14 protein-coding genes and 1 pseudogene are annotated in these 17164 nt (G+C 43.2%); 8 read left to right on the top strand and 7 right to left on the bottom strand.

All coding sequences use genetic code 11. The features are described from left to right. Nucleotides 1–81: 81 nt before the first annotated feature. A complete protein-coding gene (locus ACT89M_RS15015) occupies nt 82–1503 on the bottom strand; it encodes a family 43 glycosylhydrolase (protein ID WP_487344725.1) in 1422 nt (473 codons plus the stop codon). Nucleotides 1504–1641: 138 nt separating this feature from the next. Here ACT89M_RS15015 and ACT89M_RS15010 point away from each other — a divergent pair, with 138 nt between their 5' ends. From ACT89M_RS15010 to ACT89M_RS15000, 3 genes are all read left to right on the top strand, one after another. Beyond that, nucleotides 1642–2400, top strand: coding sequence for an AraC family transcriptional regulator (locus tag ACT89M_RS15010; RefSeq protein WP_090916187.1), 759 nt, complete (start codon nt 1642–1644; stop codon nt 2398–2400). Between the two features lie 238 nt (nt 2401–2638). Continuing rightward, on the top strand, nt 2639–3160 hold the full coding sequence (locus tag ACT89M_RS15005) for a DinB family protein (RefSeq protein WP_154888862.1): 522 nt from the start codon (nt 2639–2641) through the stop codon (nt 3158–3160). An 8-nt stretch (nt 3161–3168) separates the two neighbouring features. Then, nucleotides 3169–3942 carry an AAA family ATPase gene (locus ACT89M_RS15000; RefSeq protein WP_312027593.1) on the top strand — a complete coding sequence of 258 codons (774 nt, stop codon included), beginning with the start codon at nt 3169–3171 and terminating at the stop codon, nt 3940–3942. Nucleotides 3943–4136: 194 nt separating this feature from the next. Here ACT89M_RS15000 and uidA read toward each other — a convergent pair whose 3' ends face one another. Both uidA and ACT89M_RS14990 read right to left on the bottom strand, forming a co-directional pair. After that, nucleotides 4137–5924 carry a beta-glucuronidase gene (gene uidA / locus ACT89M_RS14995; RefSeq protein WP_487344724.1) on the bottom strand — a complete coding sequence of 596 codons (1788 nt, stop codon included), beginning with the start codon at nt 5922–5924 and terminating at the stop codon, nt 4137–4139. Nucleotides 5925–6005: 81 nt separating this feature from the next. Further along, on the bottom strand, nt 6006–7358 hold the full coding sequence (locus tag ACT89M_RS14990) for an MFS transporter (RefSeq protein WP_487344723.1): 1353 nt from the start codon (nt 7356–7358) through the stop codon (nt 6006–6008). A 310-nt stretch (nt 7359–7668) separates the two neighbouring features. On the opposite strand from ACT89M_RS14990, the gene ACT89M_RS14985 reads away from it, so the two are divergent. After that, complete coding sequence (locus ACT89M_RS14985; protein ID WP_487344722.1) at nt 7669–8871, top strand: AraC family transcriptional regulator; 1203 nt, start codon at nt 7669–7671, stop codon at nt 8869–8871. Nucleotides 8872–8944: 73 nt separating this feature from the next. On the opposite strand, the gene ACT89M_RS14980 is transcribed toward ACT89M_RS14985, so the two are convergent. Together ACT89M_RS14980 and ACT89M_RS14975 are read right to left on the bottom strand one after the other, a co-directional pair. Next, nucleotides 8945–9925 (bottom strand): ROK family protein, encoded by a 981-nt coding sequence (locus ACT89M_RS14980; RefSeq protein WP_308721777.1) that lies wholly within the window; start codon nt 9923–9925, stop codon nt 8945–8947. Nucleotides 9926–9992: 67 nt separating this feature from the next. Beyond that, nucleotides 9993–10175, bottom strand: a pseudogene (locus ACT89M_RS14975) (helix-turn-helix transcriptional regulator); the annotation flags it as partial. Between the two features lie 311 nt (nt 10176–10486). Between ACT89M_RS14975 and ureA the strand changes: the two are divergent. Then, nucleotides 10487–11110 carry an urease subunit gamma gene (gene ureA / locus ACT89M_RS14970; protein WP_221788077.1) on the top strand — a complete coding sequence of 208 codons (624 nt, stop codon included), beginning with the start codon at nt 10487–10489 and terminating at the stop codon, nt 11108–11110. Beyond that, nucleotides 11110–12822, top strand: coding sequence for an urease subunit alpha (gene ureC, locus ACT89M_RS14965; RefSeq protein WP_251504636.1), 1713 nt, complete (start codon nt 11110–11112; stop codon nt 12820–12822). The genes ureA and ureC overlap by 1 nt, the downstream gene beginning before the upstream one ends. A 115-nt stretch (nt 12823–12937) precedes the next feature. Here ureC and ACT89M_RS14960 read toward each other — a convergent pair whose 3' ends face one another. Further along, on the bottom strand, nt 12938–13693 hold the full coding sequence (locus ACT89M_RS14960) for an SDR family oxidoreductase (RefSeq protein WP_308722011.1): 756 nt from the start codon (nt 13691–13693) through the stop codon (nt 12938–12940). A 687-nt stretch (nt 13694–14380) separates the two neighbouring features. Between ACT89M_RS14960 and ACT89M_RS14955 the strand changes: the two genes are divergently transcribed. Then, entirely contained in the window at nt 14381–15142 is a 762-nt protein-coding gene (locus ACT89M_RS14955) for a helix-turn-helix domain-containing protein (protein ID WP_308721778.1), read from the top strand. 29 nt (nt 15143–15171) lie between these two features. Continuing rightward, entirely contained in the window at nt 15172–15870 is a 699-nt protein-coding gene (locus ACT89M_RS14950; protein ID WP_308721779.1) for a transglutaminase-like domain-containing protein, read from the top strand. Nucleotides 15871–15957: 87 nt separating this feature from the next. On the opposite strand, the gene ACT89M_RS14945 is transcribed toward ACT89M_RS14950, so the two are convergent. Continuing rightward, entirely contained in the window at nt 15958–16977 is a 1020-nt protein-coding gene (locus ACT89M_RS14945; RefSeq protein WP_253494566.1) for a phosphotransferase enzyme family protein, read from the bottom strand. Nucleotides 16978–17164: the final 187 nt, after the last annotated feature.

The raw sequence follows: 17164 nt of genomic DNA, 5'->3' as shown, positions 1-17164 counted from the left end.
ATTCCATGTGAAAAAGAAAAAAGCAGCTCAAGGATGAGTGCCCTCACCACTGACTGCTTGGAACTTTTGAAACAAATGAAGTTAATTCAGTTCAAATGAAGCCAGGCTCGCGCTACCCATCCCCTGGTATGTAAAATACAAGGCCTGTTTACCGTCCGGAATGTGAATCGCGGCTGAATACGGCTTCCATACGTTGGTGAAGTGTACCGGGATGGTTCCCAGGACGGGGCCGTCCCAAGCGGTTTTTACCTCAAAGCTACCATTACAGTATCCACGCACCTTAATCGTGACTTGTTGAATGTCTTTACAATCGAAGTATTTAAAACCAGCTGTCGCAGATTCCGTCATATTGGCAATATATCCGGTTTCTTCGTCGCCATCTCGGCCATCTTGGGTAATTTTCGGAAAGCGACTGTCGAGCCAAGCACCTGCACCAAATCCACCCGTATACAATTGATCTTCTTGGGTAAAAAGGTTGCACGCAAGATAGGCGGGGTACTCGCCTCTACCCTCCAAAGGTTCCCCATTCGAACCACAAGAGGTCATTTCAACTTGAGGGATGAAGCCATCCTTTTCAAACGTAAGCTTTTCAATACATCCCTGCCGGTTAAATGCATCTCCATTCGTATGTCTGTGGTAAAAAATGTACCATTCTGCGCCGATCTCTACGATACTTCCATGATTGTTCCCTCCATAATACATGGGCTTTCCAGCCGGCTTGTATGTATCGATGTGAAGATCGCAGTTGCTCACAATTACACCTTGATATTCAAAGCCTTGAGTTGGAGACGTACTGGTTGCGTAACATAATTCATGCATGACGACCGAGGAGTATACGAGGTAGTAGAGGTCTCCCCTTTTGCGAATCGAAGGAGCTTCAAAAAATTCATGTCCTTCATATCCGCTTCCATCACTATATGGCTGACTTGGGGCTATAAATACCGGTTCCTCTACAATCGTTAGCATATCGGGGCCAAGCACTGTCGCCATTGCTCCATGTCTGGAACGGTCACCGGGTGCACAGAAGCCCGTGTAGAGATAAGTGAGCTCTCCTTCTGTCAGCACACCTGGATCGAACTGCGGCTCATCCCCTTCTCGTTCGCCAAGCCGAGTGCCGTCTGTATATTGAACATATCCATAGAATTCATATTTACCCGCAGGCGAATCGCATACCGCTACAGAAACAACAGGCACTTTATCAAGTACATAATATAGATAATAACGACCATCGGGGCCGAGTGTCACATCGGGGGCATAAAGGCACATATGACCGTCGGGGTTCAGCGGATCATCTGTTTTTTGATAAATAACTCCCTCATTGCGCCAGTTCCCAAGGTCATCTACAGGTGCGGACCAGCATACATAATCGTTCAGACAAAACGCATGTCCGTTAAACCGATCATGTGACCCGTAGACGTATACTCTGTCGTTAAACACATAAGGCTCGCCGTCAGGCACGTACTCCCATGATGGGAGATAAGGGTTTAAACCTTGTTTTTTCATTGGAAAATGCACCCCTTGTTTAGATTTGTCAAGATAACTTTCGTATAATTAGGAGACACCGAGCATGTTCATGTTTCAATGGCGTTTCGATGTACACGTAGACGAGATTCACAATACGCATGGTAAAGGTGAAATACGATGAATACGATTTATTACGTTGAATATGATGCTGAGCATCACGGTCCATTTGTGTTTGATATACCTGAAGGTCATGATTGCTGGCTGTTGGTCATTACGCAGACTCCGGCACTGTTCTGGGTTAAAGGTCAACTGGAAGAATTCCCGCCCTATTGTGCTGTTCTGTATCCGCCCTACTCGAAAATATACTATCGCGCTTGCTCAGACCAATATGTGAACGATTGGATACGTTTTGCAAGTGACGAGCTCTATGTAACCGAAACATCTCTCCCTCTGGGCGAGCCTTTTGCATTGGATGATCCTGAATATTGTCATAAGCTGTTTCAATTACTTGTCGCAGAGCATTCTCTCCAGAAAGGCTACAAGGAATCATCCATCGATTATTTGCTTCGCACATTGTTTAACAAACTGCTTGAATCTTATGTGCAAAAAAATATTGGCCCGCAGCATTATCCTCTGATGAAACTTCGGACAGCTATTCACAACCATCCAAGTCATCCATGGACTGTGGCTACAATGGCCAAAACCATGAATATCAGCCCGGGATACCTGCAACTCATTTATAAGAAATCATTCGGTTTGTCCTGCATAGATGATGTCATCCATAGCCGAATTCGCTTGGCTAAAGAGTACCTTAGACACCATCCCTATACGGTTGCAGAGATTGCGGACAGATGCGGGTACCGTAATGTCGAACATTTCTGTCGGCAATTCAAACAAATAACAGGTGTATCGCCTAAGCGATTCAAACATCAGTGAGTCTTAATGAGCATCTGCACCTCTGAAACAGACTTGTTTGTTTCTCCACGTTTCTTAGTGAATTGGTAACGTTATCTTATAATTTACGATAAGGTTTCTAACACATTCATTCAATGATTTATCCTGACCGATTATTGATCAATCCTCATATGAGATCAGTTGTTGTAGTTTTCTTCGGTTCTACCTTGGATTAATGGTAAAATAAACAAAAAATGATGCCCACTAAAGGAGAGTTAATATGAACGAAAGACCGAGTCAAGAAGAATACGCTGCTTTCTACGAAGGATACATCCACCTTGTTCCTGAAGGAAATGTCATTGAGTTATTACAAAAGCAAGCGGAACGTGTGGAGAGCGCAATTCGCGCATTATCAGAGGAACAAGCCAATTACCGCTATGATGAAGGGAAATGGAGCGTTAAAGAAGTATTTGGTCACCTTATTGATAATGAGCGAATTATGAGCAGCCGTTTGTTACGCATCGCCAGAGGAGACAAGACCTCTCTTCCAGGATATGATCAGGACACACTTATGGAAGGTCACCCTTTTGAAGCTTATAGCGTGGTTGATCTGGCTGAAGAATATGCAGCGGTACGGTATTCCACCATTGTACTGCTCCGCCGCTTGAGTCCAGAAGCTTGGATGCGTATGGGGCAGGTCAATGATAACACGGCATCTACTCGTTCCATTGCTTATGTGATTACTGGACACGAGCTACATCATTTGTCAGTCCTTCGCGATCGTTATGATGTACAGATATAAGAGGTGAAGTGAAATTGAAAGGATCTCCAGCCTATTTGAGGCAAATACAGCTTAAACGGAATCAAATTGCTACTTATGATGAGTATCCGTTTGACTTACCCGTTATTCGTAACCTGCATACGATGGATTTTCATCCCAAAGTTACGTACATTGTTGGTGAAAACGGGATGGGCAAGTCTACGTTAATGGAGTCGATTGCCGTGTCATGGGGATTCAATCCCGAAGGCGGCACGATGAACTTTACGTTTTCTACCCGAGCCACGCATTCGAACTTGTATGAGCATATTCAATTAGTCAAAGGCACACGGCGTCCCAAGGACGGTTTCTTTTTCAGGGCCGAGAGTTATTATAATCTGGCTACAACCATTGATGAGTTGGATCGTGAGCCTTCCTATGGTGCTCCCATCAAGGATTCATATGGAGGGAAATCGTTGCATGAGCAATCCCATGGAGAGTCGTTTTTTTCCACGTTTGTTCATCGGTTTGGCGGTCATGGTCTTTATATTCTGGACGAGCCTGAGGCGGCATTATCGCCGCTTCGCCAGATGGCCATGCTTGCCAGAATTCATGAGCTGGTAGAGCAAAATTCACAATTTATTATTGCTACCCACTCTCCTATTCTGATGGCTTATCCTGATGCGCAGATCTATAACCTGACACCGGAAGGCATCGAGGTACAGATCTTGGAGGAAACCGATCATTTCTTGATCATGAAGGAATTTTTGAATAACAAAGATAAGATGATTCAGCAGTTGTTTGAAGGAGCGGATACAGAGGATTAAGGACACCAACTACCGATTCTGATGCCGCCTCCTGACCTGCTCCTACAACCTGTGTTATCACTGCTACTAAATAAAAAAGAGCCAGCTAACCATATTGATTAGCTGGCTTACCTATTGATCACTAGAATGACTTGATCACTAAAATTACTTCTTGATCACTCGGATTGCTTCACGTACATATTCCCGCTTCGTTCTTAGCCCTTATAATGAAAATCAGGGATACTCGTCCACCGTCTTTTCAGTTCATGTGCGATAGCTTTCGGTTTGCGATCCCGTGTGAAAATGCCTTTTTTATTGCCTTGCACACGGATAATTCCCTGACTGGTGGCAAAATCAGCAAAATTCCATACTTGTTCACCGACAAATTGCTCAAATTCATCGAATACTTCATGGTTGGCTTTGTAAAATTCCACTTGGTATTCCTCCGTAAACATGACAGGTTCAACATCGTGCAATCCGGCAACCGTGTCTGCCCCGTACTCGGTCATCATGAAAGGTTTGTTCGGGCATCGCTTTAGCCAGCCATTGAATTCGGCACGAAGCTTTTCCTTGGCGGCGTGCAAATCCCCACCATCCACATACCAGCCGTAATATCGGTTGAAAGTGAGTATATCCAACAGCTCTGCAATCTGATCTTTTTCTGGTGAAGATTCCATTTGAGTAACAATAGTCACCGGACGTTTCTGTGGATCTAATTCTCTCGTTAGATCAATCAGCGGTTTAAAATATTCATAGGCTCCCTTTTCTTCAGAGGCAGGCTCGTTAGCGATATTCCACATGACCACACAGGGATGATTTTTGTCCCGCTCAATGAGTTCCCGAATGACATCCTCATGATGTTCGAACGTATCAAGTTCATCCCATGTGTTCTTCAGCACGCCCCCGCGATGCACAACCAGCATGTTCAGATGCATGCCAACTGCGGCCACCTCATCAATCACAACAAATCCTTCCCGATCAGCCAGTCGCATCACTTCTTCCGAATATGGATAGTGTGCAGTTCGGAAGGAGTTGGCTCCCGACCATTTCATGAGATTAAAATCAAGCACATTGGCGGCCTCATTAAATCCCCTGCCATGAATAGTCGTATCCTCATGTTTGCCATACCCTTTGAAGTAAAAGGGTTTATCATTAATCAGGAACTTGCCTTCTTTCACTTCTACACTTCTCACCCCGAATGGCTGTTCATATACATCTATGGTTTCCCCTTCGGTTTGCAGTTCTACGCGCAACGTGTATAAGTAGGCATTCAGCGGCTCCCAGAGTCTAACATCTGATATAATCATTGTGCCCGATTCGCCTTCGGATGCTGCAACCAAAAAGCCGGATTCATCGATAATTTCAGCTTTAACCGACGCAGAGCCAACCACATCAATGGAATAATGAACCTGTCCATCCAATTGGGTTACGATCGTGACGTCCTTAACATAGGTCGTTGGTGTTGTGTATATTTTTACAGGGCGATGCAGACCGGCATAGTTGAAAAAATCAAAGTTCGGCAGATTGTGCACCGTTGTTTGCCCATCTGAATGTTGTTTCTCAACAATGGAGCCAACGGGTAGTGTTGTTTCATCCACAATATTATTTACAGCGACGGTCAGGCGGTTCTTCCCTGTGTGCAGGTAACGGTTTATTTCAGCTTCAAAAGGTAAAAATCCGCCTTTGTGCTGGGTAACAAATTCCCCGTTCACATACACTTTGGCCATATGAGTAACGGAGCCAAAGCGCAAAACAACTCTCTCTTCATTCATCACACTCGGTAGCGTGATCTCCCGCTCGTACCAGACCCAGCCTACATGGTCCCGAATTTTGGCGCTTACTCCGATGTCGTTATATGAAGCTGGGACAGCCATGCGCATCGGATCTTGGAGTTTTGCCTTTTGCCAATTTTCCTGAAATCCCTCTCCGGCATCCAATTTGAAATTCCAGATTCCATTCAGATCGATTAGATTACGTGTCTCGGTCAAAATAGGGTATAACATATGAACACTCCTTCATTCTCTATAAAATAGGTGCTTCCTCTACCTCCTGACTTATGCACGTTGTGAAACAGGTCTCGGGTATCAGTTCATTCGTTTTGCCTTGATATCGCTTACAAGTTGTGCTGTACGTTTTTTGTTTAATGGATACAGGAAAGCAATGCAGATAAATACGAGAAATAGGCCCATAGCTGGAACAAGTGTTGCCAAGAAATAAATGCCTTCAAGTGTACGTGTTGTTTGCACATGCAGTGTAGCATTATAGCCAACAGCCGCCATAGCTACCCCGCCAATACCACCTGCAACGGCCTGCCCGACTTTACGCGAAAAGGAATAGATGGAATATATCGTCGCATCCTCTCGGAGTCCTGTAACATGTTCGTGATAGTCAACCAAATCTGTGATAAACGCCCAGCTGATTAGATTGAACAGAGCGTATCCTAACAAGCCAATGAACAGAATCGCCATGTATTGAATAGCGGAAAGATTCGGAATGAAATAGAGAAGCAAGTAAACGAGCGTTGAGAGTAAAAAGCCAGCAGCGGCAACTTCTTTTTTCCCGAACTTTGCTACGAGTGGTTTGATTAACGGCATTCCGATAAATATAGGCGCAGCTTGCACCAGACTGAACACACTAAGTAATTGCGCGTTACCGAAATAGTCTTTGAACAAATACGTATTAACCGTGCCCAGCAACATTAAATTAATTAAGAAAATGAGCGATCCGATCAGGAAGACGATAAGCGGTCTATTTTTCAAAAGGCCATATAGTGTTTTTCTCAAATTGGTATTTGGCTTCTCATTCATATCCGGGATAACACGTTCGAGCGATAATTTATAACACGCCATATAAGAAGCAATGGACAATATTCCAAAAATAACAGCTCCCAGGAAAAAACGGCTTGCATTCGCTTCGTTATTAACAAACAACAGCAACGGGCCCACCACGCCTACAAATAATTGCGCCAATGTTGCTCCAAGCGATCTCCATGTAGACAGCACGGTTCGTTCTACTGGGTCAGCAGTAATGACTGAAGCCATGGAACCGTAAGGAATGTTAACGGTGCTGTAGAGCGTTCCCCACAGAATGTAAGTAACATAAGCGTAAGCGAGATAAAATCCATCGGACATTCCGGGAATGTAAACAAACATGAGTACCCCGGAGATCACAAGCGGAAATGACATGCGATAAATCCATGGTTTGAATTTACCGTGTTTGCTTGCTTTACGCGTATCAACAAAACGCCCCCACGAGACATCCGCTATGGCATCCCACAAACGAGCTAACAGGAATAATCCTCCGACCGCTGCCGGGTTAATATGAAATACATCCGTGTAATAGACCATCAAAAATGAGCCAACTAGCGCGAAAAAGAAATCGTTTCCAAAATCACCAAACAAATAACCGAATTTATCCTTATATCCGAAAGGACGCATAAAAATCCACCTCTTTATTCAAAATTTGGAATAACTATTGTCGAATTTTATTACAAGATGAATCTGATCTTTTGATAACGCTCTCAATTCAGGGTATAGGTCATGTGTTATATTGGCTGAGTAGCTGATCCCCCTTAAATCCGTGCTTGAAATCGATTTCATGACAAATTATAATCGGTCTTGTGAGGTTTCATATGGTAAGTTTCACATGTAAATAGGAATATTCACATGTGTTTTTCAGTTCTTAGATTGAAACGGAGGCTTGGTGATGCCTAACTTTTGTGATGAAAACCTTGAATATATATGTAATATGACACATCATTTATACAATGTACCCGTCTACTATTTTGATAATGAATACAAGCTAGTCTATCAGGTCACCCCAGTGGATTTCCGGTGTAACCCCTTATTCCCCTCCGAATATAAGATCATGACAGACCTGTTTTCCAGCATGCCAATCGAGCAACTCCCTGTCCTTCGTGAAACAATGTATTTGGAGAAATTTTTCGCCATACGTATTCATGCGGATCATCAGTGGAAAGGAATCATCATTGTAGGCCCGATTATTAATTTTAAAATGACAGAGGAAATTATTCGTGTGACTCTAAGTGATTTGTTAGCCAAAGCGGATCATCATGAAATGAAGAAATATTACGACGGAGTCCCTGTGATGAGTACGTTTAAATTAATTAATCTTAGTATGGCGATGTATTTCATGCTCTATCAGGAAAAGCTAACGCTGGACGAAATCTTGATGAAAAATGAGGATGAGCGTTGGAGAAAAACGCTGGAAATCGAGCAACCGTATAAGCAAATCATAGACGACCGTCAAAATAATCTCGTTCACACGGAAATCGATAAAGAGAAAAAAGTATTTGATTTCATTCGCTTGGGCAGAACCGATAAGGTGCTGGAATCCTTTCATACCATTCACAAACAAGGCAAAAAGAGTGTGTTGTCCAAGACGAGTTATTTGCGTAGTCAAAAGAATCTGGCGATCTCACTGATCACGCTTGCGACAAGATCAGCGGTAGAAGGTGGTGTTTTTCAAGAGATTGCTTATAATCTTAGTGATTTTTATATCCTTAAAATTGAGGACTTAACCGACAGCCAAGCGGTTGAGGATTTAATGGAGGTTGCTCTGCTTGATTTTGCGGAACGTGTGAAGCGTAGTAAAAAACACAAATACTCGAAACCGATTAACATATGTCAAAACTATATCTTTAACCATTTAAATGAGCGGATTACGATCTCACAACTGGCTGAAATCACTTCGTTGAATCCGAATTATTTGTCCAATCTGTTCAAAAAAGAAGTCGGCATCTCCATTTCGCAGTTTATTTTGAAAACGAAAATTGAAGAGGCGCAAAATCTGTTGACGTATTCTCACTATACGTTAGCGGAGATTTCTACGCTTTTAAACTTTTACGATCAGAGTTACTTTGCGAAAGTGTTTAAAACGTATACGGGATGTACACCCAAACAATTCAAAGATCAAAGAACAAACGATTAAATTCATTGGATCAGAAACAACAAAAAAACCGCTGTAAAAGCGGCTTTTAAAGGTGTATTTAGTAACTTCCAAGTTACATTCCGGTGTTCGAAAGTAGTCTGTGATTCGCATATGCGGCAGCACCGATCATGCCCGCTTGTCCACCCAATTTAGCTTGCACGATGGTACAAGCTCCTGAAGAGAGCTTTAATGAGTGATTTCTAACGGTATTACGTACGGAATTAAGGAGACGATCACCAGCTGCGGACATGCAGCCACCTACGATAATCATTTCGGGATTCAACATATTTATCACATTAGAAAGGCCGAAACCCAATATCTCTCCTGTTTCGTGCATGACTTCAACAGCAAGTGTATCGCCAAGGTCATACGCATTCGAAATCATATGAGCGGTAATTCTGGACGGATCTCCTTCCACCCACTCCTTAATCATACTGGATCGGCCTGCCTCCAGCTTTTCCGTCAACGTTCGAACCATCCCAACGGCAGATACATATCTGCCCAGGCAGCCTGAACTCCCACAACGACAAGCACGGCCTTCCCTATACATATTCATGTGTCCAATTTCCCCAGCACTTGAGGTTGCTCCGTAGATTACTTTCCCGTCATTAACGATTCCAGAGCCCAGACCGGTTCCTAAGGTGAGTAATACCAAGTTGCGGCAACCGACACCGGCACCAAACAGCCATTCACCATATAGATTAACGCGTACATCATTGTCGATAAAAATGGGGAAATCGAAATGGTTGTTCATGTGATTCACTACATGGATATTCTCCCATCTGGGGAAATTAGGCGAAAATATAGATAAGCCCGTTTGTGGGTCTAATAAGCCTGGCACACCTATCCCCATGCAGTTCACCTCATCTGAATGGATTCCTTCGGCCGCCATCATTTCTTGCGTAATGTTCGCCATTCTATTTAACACATGAATCGGGCCTTCATCGGCTTCCGTGGCATCACTTCGTTCGTGAATCTTCTTAAATGTTGTATTAAACACAGCGGATTTAATATTGGTGCCGCCCAGATCTATTCCAATTATATATTTGCTCATATTAACATCCTGACCTTTAAGGGTATAAACACCTCACTATTAAACCACGAAACCAGGGAAAACGGTACATTGTAAGCCGTCTTCTTCGAATATATTCAGCCAGTGGAACATTCGTAATGAACGAGAACATCCTCTGAAACTGATATGAAGAACAAGAAGCACACTGCGCAACGTCATTTAAACTGATTTCGTTGGATAGATTCGTTTCAATATGATCTAGAGCACGATTCATTCTCATCAGCCAATCCATCTGATCCCTCCTCTCAACTAAGGTAAAGTATAGCGTTATGTAACCGATTCTTCGCAACGATCTGTGCATTCTGAAGTTTCATCATGCCCCACCCATCTCTGTGCAAATATTGTGTTCAACACCTTTTCATTAAAAACCATTTGTAATCCTGCACAAATCAATCTTCTGATGTTATGTTGTTTGACATTCTTGTTTGACTCCCCTCCACAACCATGTTACATTTTCAAACATAAGCAATGATTGGAAAAAGATTACATGGAACCAAGCCTGTTATTTCTTCTCATTTTAACTCAGCGAAGGAGTTGCTGACTATGCATTTAACTGTACAGGAACGTGAAAAATTACTGATGTACCTTGCTGCAGATATGGCTGAAAAGCGGCTGAAACGTGGCGTTCAGTTGAATTATCCGGAAGCCGCTGCCTATATCTCAGGTTTTGTCGTAGAGGGTGCACGGGATGGGAAAACCGTAAAACAACTCATGGAAGAAGCTCGTCACCTTTTATCAGCAAACCAGGTAATGGATGGCGTAGCCGAGTTGCTGAGTGAAGTTCAGATTGAAGCCACGTTCCCCGATGGAACGAAGCTGGTGACTGTACATGAGCCTGTTGCCCGGATCGATGGTTCGATTATCCCCGGTGAGTATGAATTTGCGGATGACCCAATTGTCCTGCTGCCTGACCGCAAACGCATTACCCGTTCCGTGACCAATACAGGCAGCCGCCCCATTCAGGTCGGATCACACTTTCATTTTTTTGAAACGAACCCCGCTCTATCATTTGACCGCGAAGGTACTAAAGGATATCGGCTGGATATCGCTTCAGGTCTTTCCGTCCGCTTCGAACCGGGAGACGTTCATGACATTACGCTGGTTGAAATCGGTGGAACGAAGGAAATCCATGGATTCGCCGGGTTAACCAACGGGAGGGTTGAATGATGAACACCATTGATCGTGCGACATATGCAAGCATGTATGGCCCCACGACCGGAGATCGGATCCGGCTCGCGGACACCTCGTTAAAAATCGAGATTGAAAAAGACTTTACTGTGTATGGAGACGAGTGTGTTTTTGGCGGAGGTAAAACGGTCAGGGATGGCATGGGACAGCATCCTCTAGCAACGCGTAGCGAAGGCGTTCTGGATACGGTCATTACCAACGTTGTTATTGTGGATACATGGGGAATTGTCAAAGCCGATATTGGCATTAAGGACGGACTGATCCGAGGCATTGGCAAAGCGGGAAATCCATTTGTGATGGATGGTGTCGATCCTGACATGGTTATTGGGGTAGGTACAGAAGTGATCTCTGGTGAAAATTTGATTGTAACCGCTGGCGGTGTAGACAGCCATGTGCATTTCATCTCTCCGCAGCAAATTGAAATTGCGTTGCAAAGTGGGATTACCACGATGGTTGGTGGAGGCTCCGGCCCGGCCACGGGCACACTCGCTACTAACTGTACCTCAGGGGTGTGGCATATTGAACGCATGCTGCAGGCGCTTGATTCACTTCCGATGAATTTTGTGATGCTTGGCCGAGGTAATAGTTCCAGACCTGAAGCGTTGATGGAACAAGTACTTGCTGGTGTTGGCGGACTGAAAATTCACGAAGACTGGGGAAGCACACCATATGTTATCGACAAATGTTTAAGCGTGGCAGAACAGTATGATATTCAGGTCAATATCCATACCGATACGCTGAATGAAGCCGGATATGTGGAGGACAGTTTGCGTTCGTTCAATGGTCGCGCCATTCATACCTACCATACCGAAGGTGCGGGCGGTGGTCACGCGCCGGACTTGTTACGTGTTGCTTCCATGCCGAATGTCCTGCCTTCTTCCACCAGTCCAACCATGCCTTATACCCGAAATACCGTCGATGAGCATCTGGATATGCTAATGATCTGCCATCATCTTGATCCCAAAATTCCGGAGGATGTCGCCTTTGCCGCTTCGCGGATTCGGGAGACAACAATTGGTGCGGAAGATATATTACATGATATCGGTGCAATCAGTATGACTAGTTCAGATTCACAGGCGATGGGCCGTGTAGGTGAGGTGGCAATCCGAACCTGGCAAACGGCGGATAAAATGAAAAAACAACGCGGTTCGCTTACCGGAGATACCCAGGCGGATAACAATCGTGTGAAACGATATATTGCCAAATATACGATTAACCCTGCAATTACTCATGGCATTTCAACATATGTAGGATCGATTGAAGTCGGTAAAATGGCGGATCTTGTGTTATGGAAACCCGCTTTTTTCGGAGTTAAACCCGAACTTGTTATTAAGGGCGGCATGATTATGCATAGTGTAATGGGAGATCCGAACTCCACGATCTCGACACCACAGCCCTATATGTACAGACCGATGTTTGGGAGCTATGGCAAAGCACGTTCTGCCATTTGTGCAACCTTTGTGTCCCAGGCCTCTATTGATGCTGGTACCCTTTCCCCTCTGGGGCTCAGTAAATCTTTAAAGCCAGTGACGGGCTGTCGTGCAGCTAGCAAAAAAGATATGATTTTAAATGGAGAAACGCCAACGATTATGGTTAATCCGAAAAATTATACCGTATCCGTGAATGGTGAAACGCTACGCTGTCTTCCGGTTGACGAATTACCCATGGCTCAGAGATACTTCTTGAGTTAATATGTGAAATCGTTGTTGCCTTCATTGAATGGCTCCGTTTAAATCTAGAAAAAAGCCCAGCTAACCTAGCCGGGCTTTTTATGATTCCAATCATTTTTTTGCCAGTCGCTTTCGATTATTCTCGAATGAATCCACCTTCCGAATGAATAACTTGTCCCGTAATCCAAGCTCCGGCTTCACTCACGAGAAAATCAATGATGTTCGCTGCATCCTCAGGTGCTCCAATCCGTCCCAACGGGAACTTTGGCATAAGATAATCACGAATGGAATCATCCATCCACGTTGTATCGGTTGGCCCCGGATTTACGGCATTTACCGTAATCTTTAAAGGTGCAAGTTCACGGGATAAGGATGTAGTAAAAGCAGAGATTGCGCCTTTGGTCGCAACATACGCTAACTCCCCTGGCATCGGCGATATATCCTGTCCCGAAGTCATATTGATAATTCTGCCTGTGGTTAGATTGGATTTTTCGAATTCACGGGCAAATATCGTACACAGTAGAAACGTCGATCGCATATTAACAGCATAGTGGTTATCCATGTGCTCGGCATCAAACGACTTGTAATCGGTGTTGACACCATAAGCCGCATTGTTAATCAGTATAGAGGGTTGTCCCAGTTGCTGGACTGCACTTTCATATACTCGTTGTGCTGCGTTACGCTCGGTTACATCGATCTCGATTGATGTACAGCGAACCCCCATGTCTTCAATTTCCTTGTGAAACGCAAGTGTCCATTCCGGATCAGCCTTATAGTGTGTGAAGAAAATATCAATATCTCTGGAAGCTAGTTTGCGACAAAAAGCACTTCCCATTTCTCTGGGACCGCTGGCACCTGTGATAATCGCGATTTTTCTCTGAGTTAGAGTCATCATTCTACCTCCACTTGTGAAAGTTGCTAGTTCATATTTATTATTCTTCATCATAATAGATAATAGAGTTAATGAACATCATCTTTGATGATTTGACCAAAGTTCTTTAATCAGCTTAACCAAGGAATTTAATGTTATTCCATCGGTCTGATTGGTGAAGCCTCTCATCTCTTCCGTTTTCCCGTGATAAGCAGATAGAACATACTTCTCATCCACCACATAATATGTGGCATACCTAGTGAAAGAATGTTTTTTTTGGCTAAATTACCCTCTGATGTTCCTGGTTCCGTAGATAAAGTTGATTGAAAATTTTCGTTTTGCTTTATAACTTCAGCGATGATAACGGAATCTGATCTCTTCAAAATTTGTTCAAAAGGAACATCTATGGTTAGAGCATAATCAGAGTGACCATCGGAAAGGGGGTACTCTTTGCGAAGTTACTTGATTCTTTCATCGCTAAGTCTCAAGCTGGATTGTTGATCCTTTGAACAACCTAATACAACCAATGTTAAACTAAGTAATAGAATCAACACTATCATTTTCTTCAATGTTCTCTTCCCCATTTCAGTACCTATAGTTGACATCATTCAGATCAGGTTTTCTAGGTACATAAGTGATTTTTCTATCCAATTATTTGATACAATCTATTAGATCCATCTATTTTACCTATGAGGTGATACCCGTTTGATGAATTTATACGGCGCGCAGCATCACATTCTTGTGCATTCCAATGCCATCGATGCTGAGGCACATCAACATACGTTTATTCAAGTCACGATTGGTTTAAAAAATCATTTTAAGATTGAGGTTCAGGGAGAGATTATAAGTACTGCTGTAATCGTGCTTAACTCCAATATATCTCATCGTTTGCAGGTCTCAGGGCAGCCCGTAGTATTGCTTTTAATAGATAGCACATCCCAGATGGCAACAGCATTTAAACAATATATGGGCAAGCGGAATTATGCCAGTTTTCCCGAAGAGCTTGGTAAAGAAGTCGCCGAACATATCAAAAGGCGGTTACCGTTACTCAATGATGCAGAGACTTACTGTGTATTTTTACAAGAACTCATGACTCTTTTTCAACTGGATTACATTCCACCTGCGATTACGGATTCACGAATCAAGGAACTGATCCAACATATGAAGGATTGCACGGATTCGGAGCACTCTATTCGTATGTATGCTGAACAGTTCGGTCTATCGAACAGCAGGCTGTCACATCTGTTTAAAGAAAATACAGGCATATCGCTTAGCGGTTATATGTTGTTACATAAGCTACAGAAAGCATCCTATTTGATTTTCCAAGGAACGAGCATCACGGATGCAGCCATGGCGGCTGGTTTTGATACGCCCTCCCATTTTGCCAATACCAGCAAGCGATTGCTCGGAATGACCGCCAAAGATATTCGTAAGGATAGCGTGTTTTTGCAAGTTTCCTCCCTGCACTGACGATACAATGTTTGCAGGAGGTGCTCATCATGAACAACAATCTCGAGCAAACGCAATTGTTAGATTACAATCATTCGACCATTCAGAGCCTCATTCGCAGCCGTAACTGGGCTTCACTCCCTGTAAAGGAGCAAATCCTTCACGTATATAACTACGTTCGTGACGAGATTGAATTTGGTTATAATCGTAGCGATAATATTCAGGCTTCAGAAGTGCTCTACGACGGCTATGGACAGTGTAATACGAAAGGCATTTTATTCATGGCACTACTTAGAGCGCTAAGCATCCCTTGCCGGATTCACGGTTTTACGATTCATAAGCAATTGCAAAAGGGAGCCATGAAAGGCTGGTATTACCACCTTTCTCCGAAAGAGATTATCCACAGCTGGATTGAAGTGTTATATAACGACAGATGGTTAAATATTGAGGGATTTATCCTGGATCTCCCTTATCTGACCAAGCTTCAGCAAAAGTTTAAGCAATGTACTGGTTCATTTTGTGGTTATGGAGTGGCTACGGACGATTTTCAGAAACCTGCTATTTTTTGGAATGAAAATGACACCTATGTGCAGAAAGAAGGCATTGTCCAGGATTTCGGTACGTTTGACAATCCGGATCAATTCTTTTCTCTCCATCCCCAAAAGTTAAATCCAATCAAGAGAATGATATTCAGCCATGTGGTTCGTCGTCTAATGAATAGGAATGTGAGACGTATTAGGCGGGGGTGAACGTTTATTCTTTTGAAGCAAAACACCAAGAAAAAGACGGAAAGATTCGGGGTAGGTTCTCCGTTTCGTTCCGTCTGAAAGCTAGTATTAATCCATTTTTACAGGCTCGACCACTTCGAATAAAAATGGATTACCGTTCAAATATTCTCTTATATATGCTTGGGCATATTTTTGTTCATCGATTAAACTGGCTGTTTCTCTTGGATCGGAGGCGTGATGGCAGAAGTTCTCGATCATGAACATGATGAAAAAACATTCCAGATCCCGAGTATAGTCCGCTTCCAGCTTCTTAATACTCTCATAACCTTGGATAAGCTGCCATCGATGTTTAGGCCAAAGCTCCAGCATGGTGCCTGCCATATCGTAGAGAAAATATCCGTACCCACATCTTTCAAAATCAATCGGTGAAGGTTGATCATCGTTAAAAACCATATTACCGGTATGTAAATCAGCATGAATTAGTCCGTAGTTATGTTCAGTTTGACGCATAGTGGTAAGTTGGGATACAACCTTCTCCGCTGCATCTTGATACAGCTTCCATGCCTTTTCGGATAAAAAACGTTGATGGTAACGTTCCAACTTAGCCAGTTCACGTTTAAAGCTTTCTACTCCCCAAGCAGACCTTACAAAATCAGAAGGTGGATTGAAATCCTTTGCTGCTGCATGGAGCCTGCTAATCATTACTCCCATATTATACGCATGGCTATCCGTAAATTCCCCTGTTGTTTTTTCACCCTCGATCCACCGCATCATTGTTACATAAGGCCGTCTATATCCCATTTCCGTTTCAATCTCCAAAACATAAATACCATCACAACTTGGTATCCCTTCGGATACATTTAGTTCTTTCGATTTTTTCAGTGCTTGTAACAGTAGGAGCTCCGAACGAATTTCCTCTCTGCTCAATCGGTCCGAATGAATGCGAAGCAAATAATGGTTAGCTGTACTGGTTTCAATTTTATACGTGATCGATTCAGATAGTTGAATAAACTCGATTTTATCCCATTCTAAGTCATACTGTTGGATTGCTGATAAAGCAACCTTCCTTGCTCTAATTAATAACGCTTGCCGTTCTTCATTCGTATCAAATTTTAAAAAATCTTTCATTGGTTATCCTCCTGCAATTTTCATGTAGTAAAAATCACCTACTTCTCTTATACGTTATTGTAACGATCGTAAAAGCTTAAAAATATGTAGTAAACAATTTAAACTATGTTATACACAAAAAAAGCCATAAGCCTAATCAACAAAAAAGGAACGAGGCGTCATCAAGTGATACCTCGTTCCTTCTGAA

The organism is Paenibacillus sp. NN59 (assembly GCF_057597225.1).
The sequence above is the reverse complement of the archived record's forward strand: the minus strand, read 5'-3'. Positions and strand labels throughout refer to the sequence as shown.

Coding starts and splice junctions, on each gene's coding strand:
- ACT89M_RS15015 (WP_487344725.1), bottom strand. CDS start 1,503: ATGAAAAAACAAGGTTTAAACCCTTATCTCCCATCATGGGAGTACGTG.
- ACT89M_RS15010 (WP_090916187.1), top strand. CDS start 1,642: ATGAATACGATTTATTACGTTGAATATGATGCTGAGCATCACGGTCCA.
- ACT89M_RS15005 (WP_154888862.1), top strand. CDS start 2,639: ATGAACGAAAGACCGAGTCAAGAAGAATACGCTGCTTTCTACGAAGGA.
- uidA (WP_487344724.1), bottom strand. CDS start 5,924: ATGTTATACCCTATTTTGACCGAGACACGTAATCTAATCGATCTGAAT.
- ACT89M_RS14990 (WP_487344723.1), bottom strand. CDS start 7,358: ATGCGTCCTTTCGGATATAAGGATAAATTCGGTTATTTGTTTGGTGAT.
- ACT89M_RS14985 (WP_487344722.1), top strand. CDS start 7,669: ATGACACATCATTTATACAATGTACCCGTCTACTATTTTGATAATGAA.
- ACT89M_RS14980 (WP_308721777.1), bottom strand. CDS start 9,925: ATGAGCAAATATATAATTGGAATAGATCTGGGCGGCACCAATATTAAA.
- ureA (WP_221788077.1), top strand. CDS start 10,487: ATGCATTTAACTGTACAGGAACGTGAAAAATTACTGATGTACCTTGCT.
- ureC (WP_251504636.1), top strand. CDS start 11,110: ATGAACACCATTGATCGTGCGACATATGCAAGCATGTATGGCCCCACG.
- ACT89M_RS14960 (WP_308722011.1), bottom strand. CDS start 13,693: ATGACTCTAACTCAGAGAAAAATCGCGATTATCACAGGTGCCAGCGGT.
- ACT89M_RS14955 (WP_308721778.1), top strand. CDS start 14,381: ATGAATTTATACGGCGCGCAGCATCACATTCTTGTGCATTCCAATGCC.
- ACT89M_RS14950 (WP_308721779.1), top strand. CDS start 15,172: ATGAACAACAATCTCGAGCAAACGCAATTGTTAGATTACAATCATTCG.
- ACT89M_RS14945 (WP_253494566.1), bottom strand. CDS start 16,977: ATGAAAGATTTTTTAAAATTTGATACGAATGAAGAACGGCAAGCGTTA.